The sequence below is a fragment of the Streptomyces sp. NPDC087440 genome, assembly GCF_044744005.1.
In the GTDB taxonomy this organism is placed as follows: Bacteria; Actinomycetota; Actinomycetes; order Streptomycetales; family Streptomycetaceae; genus Streptomyces.
Map to the genome: position 1 here is coordinate 130,648 of NZ_JBIUXN010000004.1, position 17,085 is coordinate 147,732.

The 17,085-nt window shown below is 71.4% G+C and carries 16 protein-coding genes; 8 read left to right on the forward strand and 8 right to left on the reverse strand.

Annotated features, from left to right (window positions below; translation table 11 throughout):
• Nucleotides 1-516: 516 nt before the first annotated feature.
• On the reverse strand, nucleotides 517-1,329 hold the full coding sequence (locus ACIO3O_RS11635) for a hypothetical protein (RefSeq protein WP_401744672.1): 813 nt from the start codon (nucleotides 1,327-1,329) through the stop codon (nucleotides 517-519).
• A 160-nt stretch (nucleotides 1,330-1,489) separates the two neighbouring features.
• Between ACIO3O_RS11635 and ACIO3O_RS11640 the strand changes: the two genes are divergently transcribed.
• The 5 genes from ACIO3O_RS11640 to ACIO3O_RS11660 all read left to right on the forward strand — a co-directional run bounded on the left by ACIO3O_RS11640 (nucleotide 1,490) and on the right by ACIO3O_RS11660 (nucleotide 6,044).
• Nucleotides 1,490-2,413 (forward strand): DUF4097 family beta strand repeat-containing protein, encoded by a 924-nt coding sequence (locus tag ACIO3O_RS11640; RefSeq protein WP_401744891.1) that lies wholly within the window; start codon nucleotides 1,490-1,492, stop codon nucleotides 2,411-2,413.
• A gap of 1 nt (nucleotide 2,414) precedes the next feature.
• A complete protein-coding gene (locus tag ACIO3O_RS11645) occupies nucleotides 2,415-3,497 on the forward strand; it encodes a helix-turn-helix transcriptional regulator (RefSeq protein WP_401744673.1) in 1,083 nt (360 codons plus the stop codon).
• Nucleotides 3,498-3,778: 281 nt separating this feature from the next.
• Nucleotides 3,779-4,417 carry a DUF998 domain-containing protein gene (locus tag ACIO3O_RS11650; protein ID WP_401744674.1) on the forward strand — a complete coding sequence of 213 codons (639 nt, stop codon included), beginning with the start codon at nucleotides 3,779-3,781 and terminating at the stop codon, nucleotides 4,415-4,417.
• Nucleotides 4,418-5,273: 856 nt separating this feature from the next.
• Complete coding sequence (locus ACIO3O_RS11655; protein ID WP_401744675.1) at nucleotides 5,274-5,882, forward strand: hypothetical protein; 609 nt, start codon at nucleotides 5,274-5,276, stop codon at nucleotides 5,880-5,882.
• 3 nt (nucleotides 5,883-5,885) lie between these two features.
• The gene (locus tag ACIO3O_RS11660) at nucleotides 5,886-6,044 is read left to right on the forward strand and encodes a hypothetical protein (RefSeq protein WP_401744676.1); all 159 of its coding nucleotides are present in this window, start codon (nucleotides 5,886-5,888) and stop codon (nucleotides 6,042-6,044) included.
• Between the two features lie 551 nt (nucleotides 6,045-6,595).
• On the opposite strand, the gene ACIO3O_RS11665 is transcribed toward ACIO3O_RS11660, so the two are convergent.
• The 7 genes from ACIO3O_RS11665 to ACIO3O_RS11695 all read right to left on the reverse strand — a co-directional run bounded on the left by ACIO3O_RS11665 (nucleotide 6,596) and on the right by ACIO3O_RS11695 (nucleotide 13,423).
• Nucleotides 6,596-7,468, reverse strand: coding sequence for an NAD(P)H-binding protein (locus ACIO3O_RS11665; protein ID WP_401744677.1), 873 nt, complete (start codon nucleotides 7,466-7,468; stop codon nucleotides 6,596-6,598).
• A gap of 102 nt (nucleotides 7,469-7,570) precedes the next feature.
• Nucleotides 7,571-8,143: a hypothetical protein gene (locus ACIO3O_RS11670; RefSeq protein WP_401744678.1), complete on the reverse strand. Its 573-nt coding sequence runs from the start codon at nucleotides 8,141-8,143 to the stop codon at nucleotides 7,571-7,573.
• A 94-nt stretch (nucleotides 8,144-8,237) separates the two neighbouring features.
• Nucleotides 8,238-8,825, reverse strand: a complete 588-nt coding sequence (locus ACIO3O_RS11675; RefSeq protein WP_401744892.1) for a Clp protease N-terminal domain-containing protein — start codon at nucleotides 8,823-8,825, stop codon at nucleotides 8,238-8,240.
• A complete protein-coding gene (locus tag ACIO3O_RS11680) occupies nucleotides 8,825-9,034 on the reverse strand; it encodes a helix-turn-helix domain-containing protein (RefSeq protein WP_401744679.1) in 210 nt (69 codons plus the stop codon). The genes ACIO3O_RS11675 and ACIO3O_RS11680 overlap by 1 nt, the downstream gene beginning before the upstream one ends.
• 540 nt (nucleotides 9,035-9,574) lie before the next feature.
• On the reverse strand, nucleotides 9,575-10,993 hold the full coding sequence (locus ACIO3O_RS11685) for a glycoside hydrolase family 5 protein (protein ID WP_401744680.1): 1,419 nt from the start codon (nucleotides 10,991-10,993) through the stop codon (nucleotides 9,575-9,577).
• Nucleotides 10,994-11,066: 73 nt separating this feature from the next.
• Nucleotides 11,067-12,032, reverse strand: coding sequence for a zinc-binding dehydrogenase (locus tag ACIO3O_RS11690; RefSeq protein WP_401744681.1), 966 nt, complete (start codon nucleotides 12,030-12,032; stop codon nucleotides 11,067-11,069).
• Between the two features lie 185 nt (nucleotides 12,033-12,217).
• A complete protein-coding gene (locus tag ACIO3O_RS11695) occupies nucleotides 12,218-13,423 on the reverse strand; it encodes an NADP-dependent malic enzyme (RefSeq protein WP_401744682.1) in 1,206 nt (401 codons plus the stop codon).
• 675 nt (nucleotides 13,424-14,098) lie between these two features.
• On the opposite strand from ACIO3O_RS11695, the gene ACIO3O_RS11700 reads away from it, so the two are divergent.
• The 3 genes from ACIO3O_RS11700 to ACIO3O_RS11710 are packed head-to-tail and all read left to right on the forward strand — an operon-like array spanning nucleotide 14,099 to nucleotide 16,854.
• Nucleotides 14,099-15,061: an ABC transporter substrate-binding protein gene (locus tag ACIO3O_RS11700; protein WP_401744683.1), complete on the forward strand. Its 963-nt coding sequence runs from the start codon at nucleotides 14,099-14,101 to the stop codon at nucleotides 15,059-15,061.
• A 54-nt stretch (nucleotides 15,062-15,115) separates the two neighbouring features.
• Nucleotides 15,116-16,096 (forward strand): amino acid ABC transporter permease, encoded by a 981-nt coding sequence (locus tag ACIO3O_RS11705; RefSeq protein ID WP_401744684.1) that lies wholly within the window; start codon nucleotides 15,116-15,118, stop codon nucleotides 16,094-16,096.
• Complete coding sequence (locus tag ACIO3O_RS11710; protein ID WP_401744685.1) at nucleotides 16,093-16,854, forward strand: amino acid ABC transporter ATP-binding protein; 762 nt, start codon at nucleotides 16,093-16,095, stop codon at nucleotides 16,852-16,854. The genes ACIO3O_RS11705 and ACIO3O_RS11710 overlap by 4 nt, the downstream gene beginning before the upstream one ends.
• Nucleotides 16,855-17,085: the final 231 nt, after the last annotated feature.

The window sequence follows — 17,085 nt, forward strand, 5'->3', positions numbered from 1 at the left end:
CGCGGGAACTGGTGAACGGTTCCTGTGCAGCACCGTCGTGGCTGGTCGCGCCGTTCCCCACCCCCCAACGGCATGCCCTCCGGGCAACCCGCCCTGCCCCCGCTTCCCCTGTAGCCCCCTTAGGCGCCGGGGCCGCCCTCCCCCTCCCCCACCTCCCCTCAGCCCCCTTGGGCGGCGGGGCCGCCCTCCCCCCTCTTCCCCAGCCCCCTTGGGCGGCGGGGCCGCCCCCCGGGGGCGGGACGGGCGGGCAAGGGGGCGGCCCCTCCCGCTCCCGGCCCACCCCGGTGCCGCCCCTGGCCCAGCACCCGTACCGGACGCGCGTCCAAAGGGGCCCCGGCCCACCCCCGTACCGGACACGTCAGCCCCGCCCGGCTCAGGCAGAGAGGCCCCAGACCCGCCCCTCCACCTAAAGCGCTCGCCGCGCGGCTGCGCACGGTTCCCGTGCGGGTGAGTGGGTGGCTGGGCGCGCAGTTCCCCGCGCCCCTGACGGGGCGCACCGCGCGGCGCCGGAAGCCGTCAGGTTCGGGTGCGGACGCGGTCGTAGGCCAGGCCCACCACGCCTTGGGCGAGCATCAGTCCGCCCGCCACCGCCCACCCGGCGGACCCCCTCCGCCACCCCCACACCAGCATCGGCACCCCCGCCACCACCTGCGCCGCCCCCAACACGCGGGCCCGCGGGCCCCGTACCCACTCCGCCAGCGGCCCATGGTCCAGCGCGTCGCGCCAGCCCGCCCACTCCACCGCCACCGTCTGCGGCCCCACCCTGGCCACCTCCCGCAGCCGGTCCGCGCTCTCCCCCGGGGTCAGCCCCACCGGCAGCTCCAGCCCCACCCGGTGCAGCACCGCGATCAGCCCGAGCAGCCGCGCCCGCGCGTCCGCGTCGCTGTCCGGCCGGGCCAGCCCCTCCAGGCTCTCCATGTCGTGTACGGGGTCCAGCCCCAGCCGCACCGCGAAGGTCCGCATCGCCTCGTCCTCGCCGAGCGGCGTGCCGTCGGCCAGCCACTCGTAACCGACCGTCCGCCGGAAGCCCGAGGCCAGCGTGTAGCCCGCCCGGTCGGGGTCCCACCACAGCGCCAGCACCGGCCAGTTGGTGCCGATGGCGAGGGCGGAGGCCCAGCCCGCCACCACCCTGTCGACCGGCTCGTACACACTCCCCTCGGCCAGCCACGGCTTCCCCTCGGGGACCAGGACGCTCCAGCCGTCCCCGGCGGGGGCCAGCAGGGCGCGCTCGCGCAGCAGCGGCAGCGCGGGGCGTACGTCGGCGACCGGCGCCCGGCAGAGGAGCAGGGCCCCGGTGGCGTACACGGACGGGGACACAGGGTGCGACATACCACCCACGCTAGGACATATACACCCGCCCCACCTCTCACAGTCACCCACCCTTATGTTGACTTCACCCAACCGCGATATATCGTGTTGGAGAGAAGACGCGATATGTTGCGTCGCAATGCCGCAAGCCGCGCGTCACGTCCAGACCGGGGAGATCGCCATGACCGAGTGGTCCGTCACCGAACCGCAGAAACTCACCTTCGACGAGCCCGTCGACGCCCTGAGCGTCCAGATCGTCAACGGCGCCGTGAACGTCGTGGGCACGGACGACCCGGCCGCCGGCGCCCGGCTGGAGGTGACCGGGATCGACGGCCCGCCGCTGCTCGTCACGCACGAGGGCGGCACGCTGACCGTCACGTACGAGGACCTGCCCTGGAAGAGCAAGAAGGGCTTCCTGAGCTTCCTGGAGCGGCAGAGCTGGCGCCGTTCGGCGGAGGTCACCCTCGCCGTTCCGGCGGGCGCGAAGGTGAGCGTGGGCACGGTCGGGGCGAGCGCGGTGGTCTCCGGCATCCGCGGCCGGGCCGACGTGCGCGGCGTCACCGGCGACACCACCCTGGTCGGCCTGACCGGCAAGGTGAACGCGGAGACCGTCTCCGGCAATCTGGAGGCCCACTCCCTCACCGGCGACCTGCACTTCAAGTCGGTCTCGGGCGACCTGACGATGGTCGACGGGGCGGGTTCGTCCGTACGGGCGGAGTCGGTGGGCGGTGCGATGGTCATCGACGTCGACCCGGCCCGGGGCGGTCCGGCCGACATCGCCCTGACGACCGTCTCCGGCGAGGTGGCGATCCGCCTGCCGCACCCGGCGGACGCGAAGGTCGAGGCGAACACGACGAGCGGTTCGGTCTCCAGCGCCTTCGAGGACCTGCGGGTCTCGGGCCAGTGGGCACAGAAGAAGATCACCGGAACGCTGGGCACGGGCGCGGGCAAGCTGCGCGCGACGACGGTCTCCGGCTCGATCGCCCTGCTGCGCCGCCCGCCGACGGACGACGCGCCGGTGGACGACGTACCGGTGGACGACGCACCGATGGACACCCCTCCCACCGACTCGCCCACCGACTCGCCCTCCGGAAAGGTCCTCTGACATGCCTCCCGTCTTCGCCCACGGCCGCCTCCGCCTCTACCTCCTGAAGCTGCTGGACGAGGCGCCGCGCCACGGTTACGAGGTCATCCGCCTCCTCGAAGAGCGCTTCCAGGGCCTGTACGCACCCTCCGCGGGCACCGTCTACCCCCGGCTCGCCAAGCTGGAGGCGGAGGGCCTGGTCACGCACGCCACCGAGGGGGGCCGCAAGGTCTACTCGATCACCGACGCGGGCCGCGCCGAACTGGCCGACCGGGGCGGCGAGTTGGCGGACCTGGAGATGGAGATCCGCGAGTCCGTCTCCGAGCTGGCCGCCGAGATCCGCGACGACGTGCGCAGCGCCGCGGGTGACCTGCGCCGCGAGATGAAGGCCCAGGCCGCCGCCTCGGGCACGTCCGCCACGCCGGGCAAGGAGTCCGGCGGCGACTGGGGCACCGGGGGCCCGTGGGGCGACAAGGAGGCCTGGCGCACGGCCAAGGAGGAGATGCGCAAGGCCCGCCAGGAGTGGAAGGAGCAGGCGCGCCGCGCGAAGGACGAGAGCCGCCGCGCCCGCCAGGACGCGCAGGACGCCCGCCGCCAGGCCAAGGAGACCGCCGACCGGGCCCGCGAGCACATGCAGCAGGCGGCCCGCCGGGTCGAGGAGCAGGTCCGCGAGCACGTGTCGCGCGGCGACTGGCCCTCTGCGGTACGGGACGGACTGGCCGAGATCGAGAAGGAGTTCACCCGCGCCTGGGGCAAGGACTTCGGCCGCTTCGGCAAGGGCGGCCAGGAGGCCCCGAAGGAGGCCCCCGACATCACGGTCGAACGCACCGACAGGCCCGCCCCCTCGTCCGGCAACGTCTGGGAGGACGCCGTCCGCGACGACACCCCCACCTCGGCCCCCCTCCCCGACTGGGCCCACGAGGACACCAAGCCCGGCACGGACCCGGCCCGCGAACTGGACCGCCTCCTGGACCGCTTCCGCGACGACATCCGCGACACGGCCCGCGACCACGGCGTGACCGCCTCCCAACTGGCCGACGCACGCGCCCGGTTGGCGGGCGCGGCGGCGCACATCGGCCACCTGTTGCGGGATACGCAGAAGTAACGGCCCGCAGCACACACACCTGCCCCACCCCTCACCCCGGAGCCTCGCCGCTCCGGGGTGAGGGCCGTAGCGGAGTAGGGCACTTCCCCGCGACGAAGCTGCCGGTCCCGCCAGTGAAGGTGGGGACGAACGGTCGCGGTGGGGTCTGCCCCACTGTGTTCCAGGGGGCTTGTCGGAGTGCCCGAGCCCGGCGCCGCATGATCGGCTGTCCGCACGATATTCGCGAGGCGGAAGGTGGACAGGTGAGAGTCCGGATCGGGTACTCGGCATGGATCGTGGGCGTGGTGCAGTTCTTCGTCATCCATGGAATTGCCGAGTCGGCTTGGGCCAGACCGTACAGCTGGGCAGGCAACAACATCAGCGACTTGGGCAACGTTCACTGCGCCCTACAGCCAGATCCTGAGCCGCGGTACATCTGTTCCCCCGAGCACGGTCTGATGAATTTTTCGTTCGTGGCCCTGGGGGTGCTGCTCGTTGTGGGTGCCGCCCTGACCGGTGGTGCCCTGTGGCGCAGGGGACGGGCCGCTGCCGTGGCCCGTCTGCTGCTCGCCGGTGCCGGCGTGGGATTCGTGTTGGCCGGGCTGGCTCCTGCGGACGTCAACGAGAACCAGCATGTCCTGGGCGCCCTCTTGATCATGGCAGCGGGCAATATCGGTCTCGTCGTGGCGGGGTTCGGTCTGGCAGAACACGTACCGGCCCCCCTGCGGTGGGTCACCACCCTGCTGGGAGCCACAGCGATCACGGCCTTCGGGCTGTTCCTCTCCCGTCACTACCTCGGACTCGGCATGGGAGGCATGGAACGGGTCGCCGCTCTTCCTCTCCTGTTCTGGGCGCTGGCTGTCGGCGTTCGTGGCCTCATGCGTCGGGCGGGTCGCAGGCAAGAGGCGATACCGGCCGAACGTCTCAGCCGCGCCGGTTGAGAGCCCTGGTCGGCTGTCGGTTGGCCGATGTCGGCGGGGGGCCATGCTGAACACGGGCGGCCAGGCGGGTGTTGCGGGCCTGGGCGTCGGCGAGGTCGGCCTGGAGCGAGGCCCGCAGAAGGAGCGGCCCAGCACCACGCACCCGGTTAGGCACCTGGAACCCCGGGCCTCGGAGCGACACCGCTCCAGGACCACCCCGCTGAGAAGTAGGACACTTTCCCGCGAAGGTGTCCTACTTCTCACGTGCGGGGGGGATGGCCGCCCCATGTCACACCCCATGCCGTACGGATCGGCCGCCCCCTCCGAGAGCCTCTCTTGCGGTGGCACCGCCGGGCACAGCACGCATCGCGATCGCCCCGAATCGGCGTCGTACGACTCATTCACCCTTCTGGATGGCGCGTTGGCGACGGGGGTGGACCAGCATTCCGCCGCCCTGCCTTCTTATGTCCTACGCCGCTCAAGAGCGAGACCAAGGGGCACAGTCTCGGCGGGAAGGCCATGTCCCGCACCTGCTCAGCCGTCGGTGGCCCGGCGGAGAAGCCCCAGGGGCGGTCCGGGGCCCGCCCCTCAACCCCTGCCGCCCGAGCGCCCCTTCGCCCCCGGCACGAGCACCTACCCGCCACCTCGGCCTGGCGCTCCCCCTCGGCCTGCCCGCCACCCTGTGGGCGCGTGCCCGCGGCCGCAGTCCGTGGCTCGCGTCGGCGGCTGCCGCACTGTTCACCGGTGCGTTCGCGGTCACCCTCACCCCGGGGCACAACAGCACCTCCGCGGAACGGGTGCGTGCGACGGGCACGACCCTGCACGGGGCGCTGCAAACGGTCCCGGGACAGCTCAACGCGGTGCTCTTCGCACTGCCGTGCCTCCTCCTCGTACTCGCCACCCGGCGTCACCTGCCTGGCCGTTCCGGGAGTGGAACTGGCCCAGGCCGCGCTGCCGCTCGGACGCAGCTGTACGCACATCGACCTCGCGCTCAACTACGCAGGCGCCGGGGCCGGTTGGGCAGCCAGTACGCTCCTGCTCCTGCTCGCGCTGCGCGGACGGGCCGGCGACGCCTTTCCCCCGCTCCGAGGTCGTACGCGGCACGGCCTTCACCGCGTGCGGGGCGCTGGCCGTCCTGACGCTCTTCCAGACCGCGATCACCCCCGTCGCGGGCCTCTCCGACGGTCCGGATCTGACCCCCGCCCCACTCCACTGGGCCCGTACGACCAACACCACGCTCTTCGGCCCGCAGACCCGGATCACCAGGGTCCAGCAGACCCCGCAGCTCGACAGCCCGGTGCTCGTCACCTACCGGCGCTACCGTCACGGCGTCCTGATGCCCCTGCACCTGGACTTCACCCTCACCAGGGGCGGTGGCCTGATGTCGCTCACCACGCGCTTCGCCCCGGACCCCGTTCTCCCGGCCCCGCGGTTCGGCCGCGCCGAGGCGGAGCGGCGGGCGGCGCAGGCCGGCGGCCGCACGTGAACGGTGATCGGTACCGGTCTCCTCCTGGCCGAGCCGGTGCACGAGCAGTGGCGCCCGCTGCGGCTGGTGAACGTCGGCACCCGGGGCACGGCGGAACGCACACGGCGGCTCGACGCGGTGACGGGCACCCCGGCCGCCCCCGACCCACCACGCGACTACTGACGCACCTGACCCGACGCGACGGCCACCTCGGTGCAGTACGTCATCCCGGCAGCCCTCCGCGCATGCCCCCTTCGGAGCCGGGTACTGGCGCGAGAAGCCATGCGGAGGAGCCGCCGAGGTCGGCGGAAGAGGCGGATGGATCGGGGAGAGGACATGGCAACTCAGACCTTGGCCGCACTCACGGGTGCGTCGGGTGCCGTCATCGCGACCGTCGTGGTCGTCATCGGCATCGCGGCGGCGCTGTACGTCAGGTTCAAGCGGTAGTCGCAGGCGCGCGGAACCTGACTGCGATCGCGGTTGAGGTCGGAGGGTGGCGTCATGACTGCTGCCTCCCCCGGCCTCCGACCGGTCGCACTGCCCCGCCCCTGCCCACCCGGACGCGGGCCTCCTCGAGCTGACGGAACACGCCTTTGAACACGCCTCCCCCGAGGGCGGCCCACCCCCGCCCAGGAAGCGCTGCGCCTCTTTGTCGAGCAGCAGATCCAGCGGGCGATCGAGCACCACCCGCCTCCAGCACAAGCGCCGCTTCGCGCTCAGCGAGGCCCGTCCGCTCAGCGGAAGTCCGCGGCGTGGTCCCGCGCCCACTCGCGGAAGGACCGGGCCGGGGTGCCCGTGATGCGCTCGACCTCGTCGTTGACCGGCTCCGGATCGGCGAGCATCTTCGCCTGGGCGGGCACGATGGCCTCCACCAGCTCCGCCGGGTAGCCCGCGGCCTTCATCTCCGCGGCGGCCTCGGACAAGGTGATCTCCTCGAACCGCACCGGCCGCCCGATCGCCTCGCCGATCAGCTCCACCTGCCGTTCCTGGGTGACCAGTTCGGGGCCGGTGATCAGGGGGCGGGCGCCGAGCAGGGCGTCGGTGGTCAGGGCCTGGACGGCGACCGCCGCCATGTCCGCCTCGTGGATCAGCGGGCGCGCCAGCGCGGCCAGCGGCGCCCGTACCGCACCGGTGGTGCGGACCTCCTCCGCCCAGCCGAGCGTGTTGCCCGCGAACCCGGTGGGCCGCAGCGCCGTCCACTCCAGGCCCGACGCCTCGACCAGCCGCTCCAGCTCCGTGTGGAAGAGGGTGATCGCCTCGTCGGGCTCCTCCGCCCCGTCCCGGCCACCGTTCCCGTCCCCGACCCCGGCGGACGACAGGTACACCACCCGCCGGGCGTGCTTGCCGATCGCGTCGATCACGTCCGACGCGCCCTCGGCACTCAGGAACGGCCACACCAGGAAGACCGCGTCGACACCCTCCAGGGCCGTACCCAGCGACGCGGGGTCGCCGAGATCGCCGCGCACCGCCTGAACACCCTCCGGGAAGTCCGGCGTGTTCCCGCGCACCAGCGCCCGCACCGGCACGCCCGCCGCGTGCAGTTGGGCCACCAGCGCGCCGCCGACCTTCCCCGTCGCGCCGGTCACCAGGATCGTGGGCTGAGTCATCGGGCATCTCCTCGCATCGCGTACGTCGGGCTTCGATGGCACGACTCTCGTACGTCAACCAAGGTTCAGGTCAAGCATTGATCGGGATACGTCCGGCCCGGCTCAGGTGCACTGCCAGAGGAAGCGGCCCTCACCCCCGTCCGGGGAGAGGAACGCGTAACCGATGCCCGCGTCCCCGAAGTTGACGTACACCGGCAGCGCCGTCGCGTCGAGCTGGACCAGCAGGTCCCACGGCGTGCCCTCTTCCTCGCCCGGTGTCTCCTCGCCCTGGAGCCACAGGGGCTCCACGCCCGGGCCGCCCAGGAACTGCCAGCTCTCGCCGTCCTCGTCCAGCTTTCCCGGCACGGCCAGGTGGTCGTCCCCGAGGGTGGGGCCGGAGGCCAGGTCGCGTACCCCTGCGACGAAGGACGGCACGCGGCCGCCCGGCTGCACGATCACCGCGTTCTCGCCGCCGTCCGGGACGAAGGTGCCCGGGGCGTTCTCGGTCATGAAGACGTACGCCAGGCGGTCGCCCGGCAGCTCGAACTGGCCGATGAATTCCATGGGTTCGCCCGAGTCCTTGGAGAGTGGCCACTGCGGGGCGTCGAGCCACACCGGTTGTCCGCCCACCTTCGTGACCGGCTCCGCGACCACCCGCCCCGCGGGCACGAACTCCACCGGCACCGGATCAGCCACCACCACGAACCTCCCGCAAAGCGACGAAACGAGCGTTGTCGACCCGACCATAGCGGCCGGGTCCGACAACGCCCGTCCGGAGCGGGCGGGGAGGCTAGGTGCCCTCGCTCCCGAACATCACCCGCTCCACGTCCCCGTACCCCGCCCCGAAGTCCGCCAGGACCTCCGAGACGACGCCCGGGCGCACCGCCAGTGCCAGGAGGAGGTGCTCCTCGCCGATGTGCCTGTCGCCCCGGCCCAGCGCGACCCGCAGCGACTGCTCCAGCACCTTCTTCGCGCCCGGCGTGAACGGCCGGTGGTCCAGCAGTGCCCTCTTGCGGCGCGCCCGGGGACGCCCGGCGGGCTCCGTCTCCGGGGTGCCCATGCCCAGTGCGCCCGGGCCGTGCGTCTCCTCGACCTTGGCGACGATGGCGTCCACGTCGATCCCGAGGTCGGCGAGGGCCTCCGAGTCCGCCTTCGACATGCCGCCCCTGCGGCGGGCTGCCGCGAGTGCCGCTTCGATCTCGGCGCGGCGGTCGCGTACGCCGAGCGCGGTGAAGGCGAAGAAGGCGCGGCCCTCCGCCGTGTCGAGGAGGGAGAGGAGGAGGTGCTCCTCGGTGATCTCGGGGTGGTCGAGCCGCTCGGCCTGGGCGACCGCGCCGGTCACCGTCCGGCGGGCGCTCTCCGTGAACCGTTCGAACATCATCGACCCCCATGCTTCTTGTGCACGGCCTGCTTGCTGACGCCCAGTTCGGCGGCGATCTCCTGCCATGACCAGCCCTGGTTGCGAGCACCCCGTACTTGTACGGCCTCCAGCTGCTCCAGCAGTCGTCTCAGGGCGACCACTGCGCGCAGCCCGACCCTGGGGTCCTGGTCTCCCGCCCTGGCGGCGAGATCGGTTGCTTCGCTCATGCTCGTCAATTTACGTTGACAACCCCCACCCGTCAACCCCAGTTGACAAGAGGGCCCGCCCCTTGGCTCCGCCTCGCGCCGCCCCACCCCCACGGCTCCGCCTCTTGCCGCCCAGCCCCCTTGAGCTCCACCCCCTCTTCCCCCTGAACCCCCTTGCGCGGCGGAGCCGCCCCCCTCCCTCCTCCCCCTAGCCCCCTTGGGCGGCGGGGCCGCCCCCCGGGGGCGGGACGGGCGGGCAAGGGGGCGGCCCCTCCCGCTCCCGGCCCACCCGGGTGCCGCCCCTTGGCCAGCCCCGACACCGGGTGCGCGTCCAAAGGGGCCCCGGCCCGCCCCCGTACCGGACACGTCAGCCCCGCCCGGCTCGGGCAGGAGAGGCCCCGGACCCGCCCCTTTCCCTAAAGCGCTCGCCGCGCGGCCATTGCACGGGTCCGTGCAGATCCGTCGTGGTTGCTCGCGCAGTTCCCCGCGCCCCTGAAGGAGCGGCGGAGCCGCATGTGCAGCACACGAGCCTGGGCGGCCGTGAGCCGACTGGTGGGGCCGCTAGCGTTGTTGGACGGTCAGGGTGACCTTCTCGCCGGGTACTCCGTGGACGCGCACCGTTCCGGCTCGGGACGGCGGGACCTCCCGCGTGTTCGTCCAGCCCCAGCCGGTCACCCGTACCCGCCAGCCCTTCGCGGTCGGGGGCACGGACACCACCGCCTCCGTGCCGCCGCGCCAACTCGGCGTGTAGGAGAGGGAGTAGGAGTTGTTCTCGTACGAGTACGAGGTCGAGTTCACGCGGCCCGCGACGCTCGCCGCGTACGGGGCGGCCGTCCGCTGTTTGTGGCCGCGCAACCTGCCCGCCGCGTCGACCGCGCAGTAACCGCCGCCGTAGCACCACACGTAGCCCGTCCAGCCGGAGCTGTAGCGGGAGAAGGAGGCGAGGGCGTCGCGGTAGAAGGCGCCCATGTTCGGGCCGTCGTTGTTCAGGGGGCCCCACTCGCCGACGACGACCGGGACGCCGTACTGCTTCGGGTACTGGGTGACGGCGGCCTCGTAGCGTTCGATCCAGCCCTCCGCGGGGTCGTAGTCCGCGCCCGCCTCCATGGCGGTGTTGTAGAAGTGGGGGGCGTAGACCACCTTGCGCTTGGGGTCCTTGATCTCGCCGAGGCCGGTCGGGACGCCCTCGCCGACGATCGGGGTCGGCTCGACGAACAGCCACTTCTGACGGTCCACCGAACGGACGGCCGCAGCAAGGCGGTTGTGCATCGGGGTGATCTGGTCGCGTTCGATGCGGCGGGCGGCCGTGGGCAGGTCCTCGCCCTCCTTCAGCTCGCCCATCGGCTCGTTGAGGAAGTCGTAGCCGAAGACGGCGGGGTGGTCGCCGAAGCGGTCGGCGAGCAGCCGCCAGACCTTGGCCTGGGCCCGCTGGAGATCCGCGTCCTCGTAGAGGTGGGTGAAGGCGCGCTGCACGGCCGGCTGGAAGTATTCGGAGAACCAGTCGTCGGGGTTGGGGGTGAAGGGGAGGCCGTCCGTGCGGGTGGCCCATTCCGGGATGCCCCGGTGGCCGAAGGCGGGGCCGAAGACGTCCTGGTGGCCGTCGAGGAGGACCTTGACGCCGTACTTGTGGGCCCAGCCGAGGATGCGGTCGATCTTTCGGAGGTACGCCTCGCTGTAGCGGCCGCGCACCGCCTCGATGTCGTCCCAGTAGACCAGCAGGCGGGCGAAGTTGAAGCCCTGCGCGCTCATGTCGCGGAAGTGCTTCTCGGTGATGAGCGTCAGGGCCTTGTCGCCCCGGTTGGTCTTGTCCTCGACGTTCCAGCCGCGCAGGGTGAGGGTGCGGCCCTGGTCGTCGGTGAGCTTCGGGATCGCGGGCCCGGCCTTCGGCTGTGGCTGCGCCGCGTGGGCGGCAGGACCCGCCAGCAGCGCCGCACAGCTCACCCCGACGACGACAAATCTTCCGTACGTGCTGCTGCGCATGGGGGCACTCCTCGGCCGTCCGGCATCGCAAGTCAGATGATGCCGGTGATCCAAACAGCGCCCCCCGCGACTCTCAAGACCCGGTGAGCACAATCTTCCCGAAGAGGTCGCCGCCCGCCATCCGCTCGAAGCCCTCGCGGGCCCGGTCCAGCGGCAGGATCTGGTCGATCACGGGACGTACGCCCGTCGCGGCACAGAAGTTGAGCAGGTCTTCGAGTTCGTCCTTCGAGCCCATCGTCGAGCCGACGACCTTCAGCTCCAGGAAGAAGATCCGGTTCAGCTCGGCGGAGGAGGGGTTCTGGCCGCTGGTCGCGCCCGAGATGACCAGAGTGCCGCCGGGGCGCAGGGACTTGACCGAGTGCGACCAGGTGGCGGCCCCCACGGTCTCGATGACGGCGTCGACCCGCTGCGGCAGCCGCGCACCCGGCTCGAAGGCGTCCACCGCGCCCAGTTCGACGGCCCGCTTGCGCTTGGCCTCGTCGCGGCTGGTGGCGTACATCCGCAGACCGGCCGCCTTCCCGAGGACGATCGCGGCGGTCGCGACGCCACCGCCCGCGCCCTGTACGAGGACCGCGTCCCCGGGCCGCACACCGGCGTTGGTGAAGAGCATGCGGTACGCGGTCAGCCAGGCGGTGGGGAGGCAGGCGGCCTCCTCGAAGCTGATGCCCTGCGGCTTGGGCAGCACGTTCCAGGTGGGCACGGTGACCCGCTCGGCGAAGGTGCCCTGGTACTTCTCGGTGAGGATCGAGCGCTTCTCGTACGGTCCGACGCCGTGGCCGGTCTCGCCGATGACGGAGTGGACGACGACCTCGTTGCCGTCCGCGTCGACACCGGCGGCGTCACAGCCGAGGATCATCGGGAGGGCCTCGTCGGTGATGCCCACCCCACGGAGCGACCACAGGTCATGGTGGTTGAGGCTCGCGGCCTTCACCGTCACGGTGGTCCAGCCGGGGCGGACTTCGGGCTCCGGGCGCTCCCCCAGCTCAAGGCCGTCGAGGGGGCGGTCACGGTCGATGCGGGCTGCGTAGGCGGCGAACATGGCCCGACGATAGGCCGCAGGGGGTGCGGGGCGGAACAGCTCCCGGGTGTGACCCGTGCCGCGTCCGCACCCGGTGTGCCGGGCCCGGCCTTCTGCCGGGGCGCCCCCACGCAAGCGGGCCGCGCCCGTGCCCCCCGCACTGGGGACACGGGCGCGGCCCGTACACGTAACGCGGCGAGCAGCGGCTAGCGGCGTGCCACGCCCTCCGCGCGGGCGGCGGCGGCGACGGCGGCCGTGACGGCCGGGGCGACGCGCTCGTCGAACGGGGAGGGGATGACGTAGTCGGCGGCGAGCTTGTCGCCCACGACGTCGGCCAGCGCGTTCGCGGCGGCGATCTTCATGCCCTCGGTGATCGTCGTCGCGCGCACCTGGAGGGCGCCCGCGAAGATGCCCGGGAAGGCGAGGACGTTGTTGATCTGGTTCGGGTAGTCCGAGCGGCCCGTGGCCACGACCGCCGCGTACTTGTGCGCGATGTCGGGGTGGACCTCGGGGTTCGGGTTGGCCATGGCGAACACGCAGGCGCCGGGGGCCATGGAGGCCACCGCGGGCTCGGGGACCGTACCGCCGGAGACGCCGATGAAGACGTCCGCGCCCGCGAGGGCGGACTCCAGGGAGCCGGTCAGGCCCGCCTTGTTGGTGAGCTCGGCGAGCTCGCGCTTGACCGGGGTGAGGTCGTCGCGGTCCTTGCTCACGATGCCCTTGCGGTCGGCGACGGCGACGTCGCCGAGGCCGGCCTCCAGGAGGAACTTGGCGATCGCGACACCGGCCGCGCCCGCGCCCGAGATGACGGCGCGCAGGTCGCTCAGCGAGCGGTTGGTGAGGCGGGCCGCGTTGCGCAGGGCGGCGAGGGTGACGACGGCCGTGCCGTGCTGGTCGTCGTGGAAGACCGGGATGTCGAGGGCTTCCTTGAGCCGGTCCTCGATCTCGAAGCAGCGCGGGGCTGAGATGTCTTCGAGGTTGACCCCGCCGAAGGACGGGGCGAGGCGGATGACGGTGTCCACGATCTCGTCGACGCTCTTGGTCGCGAGCGCGATCGGGACGGCGTCGACGCCGCCGAACTGCTTGAAGAGGATGGCCTTCCCCTCCATGACCGGGAGGGATGCCTCCGGGCCGATGTCGCCGAGTCCGAGGACCGCCGTTCCGTCGGTGACGACGGCGACGACGTTCGACTTCCAGGTGTAGTCGTTGACCAGGTCCGGCTGCTCGGCGATGGCGGTGCACACCTTGGCGACACCGGGCGTGTAAGCGAGGGACAGGTCGTCCTTGTCGCGCACGGGGACGGTGGCCTGGATGGCCATCTTTCCGCCCCGGTGGAGCGCGAAGGCCGGGTCGAAGGGCTCATCCAGCCCTGCGCCCGTGCCGGTCTCGGGATTGACGATCTCCGCTGCCATTGTCTTTTGACCCCTTAAGTCTTCATCAGTTGAGGGTGGCCACTCCTGGTTGAGGAGGGGTGGGCGGGTCCGCGTTCGCGCCCTGTCAAGGGGGGTCGGTCCGCTCCGTCGAGAGCGGTCGGCCCCGCCCCGGCCAGGGGGAGGTGCGAACGCGCGGGCGCGCCGCACACGCGCCCTGGGCCCCGGATGAGGGGTGTAAACGTCCTTCTTACCGGACCGAACGCATCCGCGACGAGTCCGATTCCGGGTCGGAGGTCCCGCTGTTGCCGATTGCGAGCGGGCCGCGAGGGGATCTGGGGGGACTCGTACGGCCATGTCGGACAAGTTCCGCGGAAGTCCAGGACATGTCGCGTTCTGCGTCTTCTTTTGTGTCCGCATCGCGAGACTTGCCGGAGTTTCTCCGGCCGTACGGCCGTCCGCCCGCAGAAGGTCCGGCCTTGATGTACCGGCCTGTTGGGGTTCGGGGATCACCCGTTATCTGATTTTGACATGACCGGCCCCCTTCATGACCGGGTCCGAATGGCAAGATGCCGACATCACACCTGGTCGCGTCCGGGTCGTGCCACCCAGAGCCGCGTGCTCAACCCTCGCGACCTGCCCGAATCGTCCGGGCACCCGGCGCCCGAGAAAGATCCGGGCGCCCGCACGCTCACCCTCGTCTGCCGGAGGACCCCCATGACCGCTCGCACCCCCCGCCGCTCTGCCGCACGTTCCCGCATAGCCGCGGTCGGCGCCCTGGCGGTCGCCGGAGCCCTGGTTCTGACCGGCTGCGGCGACCAGACGAAGTCCGCCGAGCCGAACGGCGGCGACAGCTCCGCCAAGGCCAACGGCAACGCCCTCTTCGCCAAGCTCCCCGAGGAGATCCAGAAGAAGAAGGTGCTGGAGATCGGCACCAACGCCGAGTACGCACCGATGGAGTCCAAGGAGGGCGGCAAGATCGTCGGTGTCGACGCCGACCTGGCCGCCGAGATCGGCAAGAAGCTGGGCGTCGAGGTGAAGCTCACCGACGCCAAGTTCGACACCCTGATCACCGGTGTGAACGCGGGCCGCTACGACGCCGCGATGTCCTCCATCACGGACAACAAGTCCCGCCAGGAGGGCCTGGACGAGAAGGGCAAGAAGCTCGGCCAGGGCGTCGACTTCGTCGACTACTTCGTCGCGGGCACCGCCATCTACGTCAAGAAGGGCAACGCGGCGGGCATCAAGTCCTTCGACGACCTGTGCGGCAAGCCGGTCGGCGTGCAGATGGGCACCACGTACGAGACGGCCCTGAAGAACCTCTCCAAGAAGTGCACCGACGGCGGCAAGAAGGCCGTCGACATCAAGTCCTTCGAGAACGACACCGAGGCGCAGACCCGCGTGCGGGCCGGTGGCGTGGTCGCCGGCGTCAACGACTTCCCGGTCGCGGCCGACCTGGCCCGCAAGGCCGGTGGCGGCAACACCTTCGAGGTCGTGGGCGAGCAGTTCGAGGCGGGCCCGTTCGGCATCGCCGTCGACAAGAAGAACAGCAAGCTGCGCGACGTCCTCAAGGAGGCCGTCGACGCGATCATCAAGGACGGGTCCTACAAGAAGGTGCTGGAGAAGTGGGGCGCCCAGACGGGTGCGATCGAGGCCGCCGCGATCAACGGCGGCAAGTGACCTGTCCCGGTCCCTTTTCGGCGTACCACTGAGCACCACTGAAGGGCAGTCGTCATGACTGAGAAGTTCAGCAAGGAGCCCGCGGACACACCTCCGTCGGAGCGCTCGGACACGGCGGTGAAGGCGGCCACCCCGCCCTCGTCGGCCGTGCCGCCCGAGACCATCAAGGCCATTCCCGTACGCCACTACGGGCGCTGGATCAGCGGCGTGATCGTCATCGCACTGCTGCTCCTGCTCGGGTACTCGTTCTCGCAGGGCGACATCCAGTGGGGCGCGGTCGGCGACAAGCTCTTCGACGACACCGTCGTCGCGGGCGCCGGACGCACCCTGCTGATCAGCGTGCTCGCCATGGTGATGGGCGTGGCGCTGGGCATCGTGCTGGCCGTGATGCGGCTCTCCAAGAACCCGGTGACCAGCGGGGTCGCCTGGCTCTACATCTGGTTCTTCCGCGGCACGCCCGTCTACCTCCAGCTGCTGCTGTGGTTCAACCTGGCGCTGATCTTCCCCGTCCTCAACCTCGGTCCGCTGTACAAGGACGAGATGACGGACGTCATGACGCCGTTCCTGTGCGCGCTGCTCGGGCTCGGCCTGAACGAGGCCGCGTACATGGCGGAGATCTGCCGTGCCGGCCTGCTGGCCGTCGACGAGGGCCAGACCGAGGCCTCGCAGGCGCTCGGCATGAGCCAGGGCAAGACGCTGCGCCGGATCGTCATCCCGCAGGCGATGAGGGTGATCGTGCCGCCGACCGGCAACGAGTTCATCAACATGCTGAAGACGTCGGCGCTGGTGTACGCGGTGACGTACAACGAGCTGCTGCGCTCGACGTCGGCGATCGGTTCGACCTCGTACGCCGTGATGGAGATGTTCTTCGTCGCCGCGATCTGGTACCTGGTGATGACCAGCGTGTTCTCCGTCTTCCAGTACTACCTGGAGCGGCGTTACGCCCGCGGCACGCTGCGTGCGCTGCCGGACACCCCGTTCCAGAAGATCAAGGCCAATCTGCTGAGCCTCAGCGGTGGGAGGGGCGTCCGATGAGCGCCATGGTGAAGGCCGAGGGCGTGCACAAGTCCTTCGGCAACGTGGAAGTCCTCAAGGGCATCGACCTGGAGGTCGCCACGGGCGAGGTGTTCTGCCTCGTCGGCCCCTCCGGCTCCGGGAAGTCGACCTTCCTGCGCTGCATCAACCACCTGGAGAAGGTCAACGCCGGACGGCTGTACGTCGACGGGGATCTGGTCGGCTACCGGCAGAAGGGCAACAAGCTCTACGAGCTGAAAGACAGCGAGGTCGCCCTGAAGCGCCGGGACATCGGCATGGTCTTCCAGCGCTTCAACCTCTTCCCGCACATGACCGCGGTGGAGAACGTCATGGAGGCCCCGGTCCAGGTCAAGGGCGTCTCCAAGGCCAACGCCCGGGAGCGGGCGCTGAAGCTGCTGGACCGGGTCGGCCTCGCCGACAAGGCGGGCAACTACCCGGCGCAGCTCTCCGGCGGCCAGCAGCAGCGCGTGGCGATCGCCCGCGCGCTCGCCATGGAGCCGAAGCTGATGCTCTTCGACGAGCCGACCTCCGCGCTCGACCCGGAGCTGGTCGGCGACGTCCTGGACGTCATGCGGGGCCTCGCCGAGGACGGCATGACGATGATCGTCGTCACCCACGAGATGGGCTTCGCCCGGGAGGTCGGCGACTCGCTGGTCTTCATGGACGGGGGCGTGGTCGTCGAGTCCGGCCACCCGCGTGACGTGCTGACCAACCCGCAGCACGACCGGACGAAGTCCTTCCTGTCGAAGGTGCTGTAGCGCTCCGCTGCGGTACGGGTGGCAGTACGCGTTGCGGTACGAGAAGGGGCGGTGCGGGTCGACTCCCGCACCGCCCCTTCGCGCGCACACGGCCCGTGCCGGGCGGGCCCGCACGCCTCTTGCCGGGCGGGCTCGCACGCCTCTTGCCGGGCGGGCTCGCACGCCACACCGGGCACGGCGCACCCCTTACCGGGCGGCCCTCCACCGGCCCGTGCACGCGCTGTGCCGGGC

Coding starts and splice junctions, on each gene's coding strand:
- ACIO3O_RS11635 (WP_401744672.1), bottom strand. CDS start 1,329: ATGTCGCACCCTGTGTCCCCGTCCGTGTACGCCACCGGGGCCCTGCTC.
- ACIO3O_RS11640 (WP_401744891.1), top strand. CDS start 1,490: ATGACCGAGTGGTCCGTCACCGAACCGCAGAAACTCACCTTCGACGAG.
- ACIO3O_RS11645 (WP_401744673.1), top strand. CDS start 2,415: ATGCCTCCCGTCTTCGCCCACGGCCGCCTCCGCCTCTACCTCCTGAAG.
- ACIO3O_RS11665 (WP_401744677.1), bottom strand. CDS start 7,468: ATGACTCAGCCCACGATCCTGGTGACCGGCGCGACGGGGAAGGTCGGC.
- ACIO3O_RS11675 (WP_401744892.1), bottom strand. CDS start 8,825: ATGTTCGAACGGTTCACGGAGAGCGCCCGCCGGACGGTGACCGGCGCG.
- ACIO3O_RS11680 (WP_401744679.1), bottom strand. CDS start 9,034: ATGAGCGAAGCAACCGATCTCGCCGCCAGGGCGGGAGACCAGGACCCC.
- ACIO3O_RS11685 (WP_401744680.1), bottom strand. CDS start 10,993: ATGCGCAGCAGCACGTACGGAAGATTTGTCGTCGTCGGGGTGAGCTGT.
- ACIO3O_RS11690 (WP_401744681.1), bottom strand. CDS start 12,032: ATGTTCGCCGCCTACGCAGCCCGCATCGACCGTGACCGCCCCCTCGAC.
- ACIO3O_RS11695 (WP_401744682.1), bottom strand. CDS start 13,423: ATGGCAGCGGAGATCGTCAATCCCGAGACCGGCACGGGCGCAGGGCTG.
- ACIO3O_RS11700 (WP_401744683.1), top strand. CDS start 14,099: ATGACCGCTCGCACCCCCCGCCGCTCTGCCGCACGTTCCCGCATAGCC.
- ACIO3O_RS11705 (WP_401744684.1), top strand. CDS start 15,116: ATGACTGAGAAGTTCAGCAAGGAGCCCGCGGACACACCTCCGTCGGAG.
- ACIO3O_RS11710 (WP_401744685.1), top strand. CDS start 16,093: ATGAGCGCCATGGTGAAGGCCGAGGGCGTGCACAAGTCCTTCGGCAAC.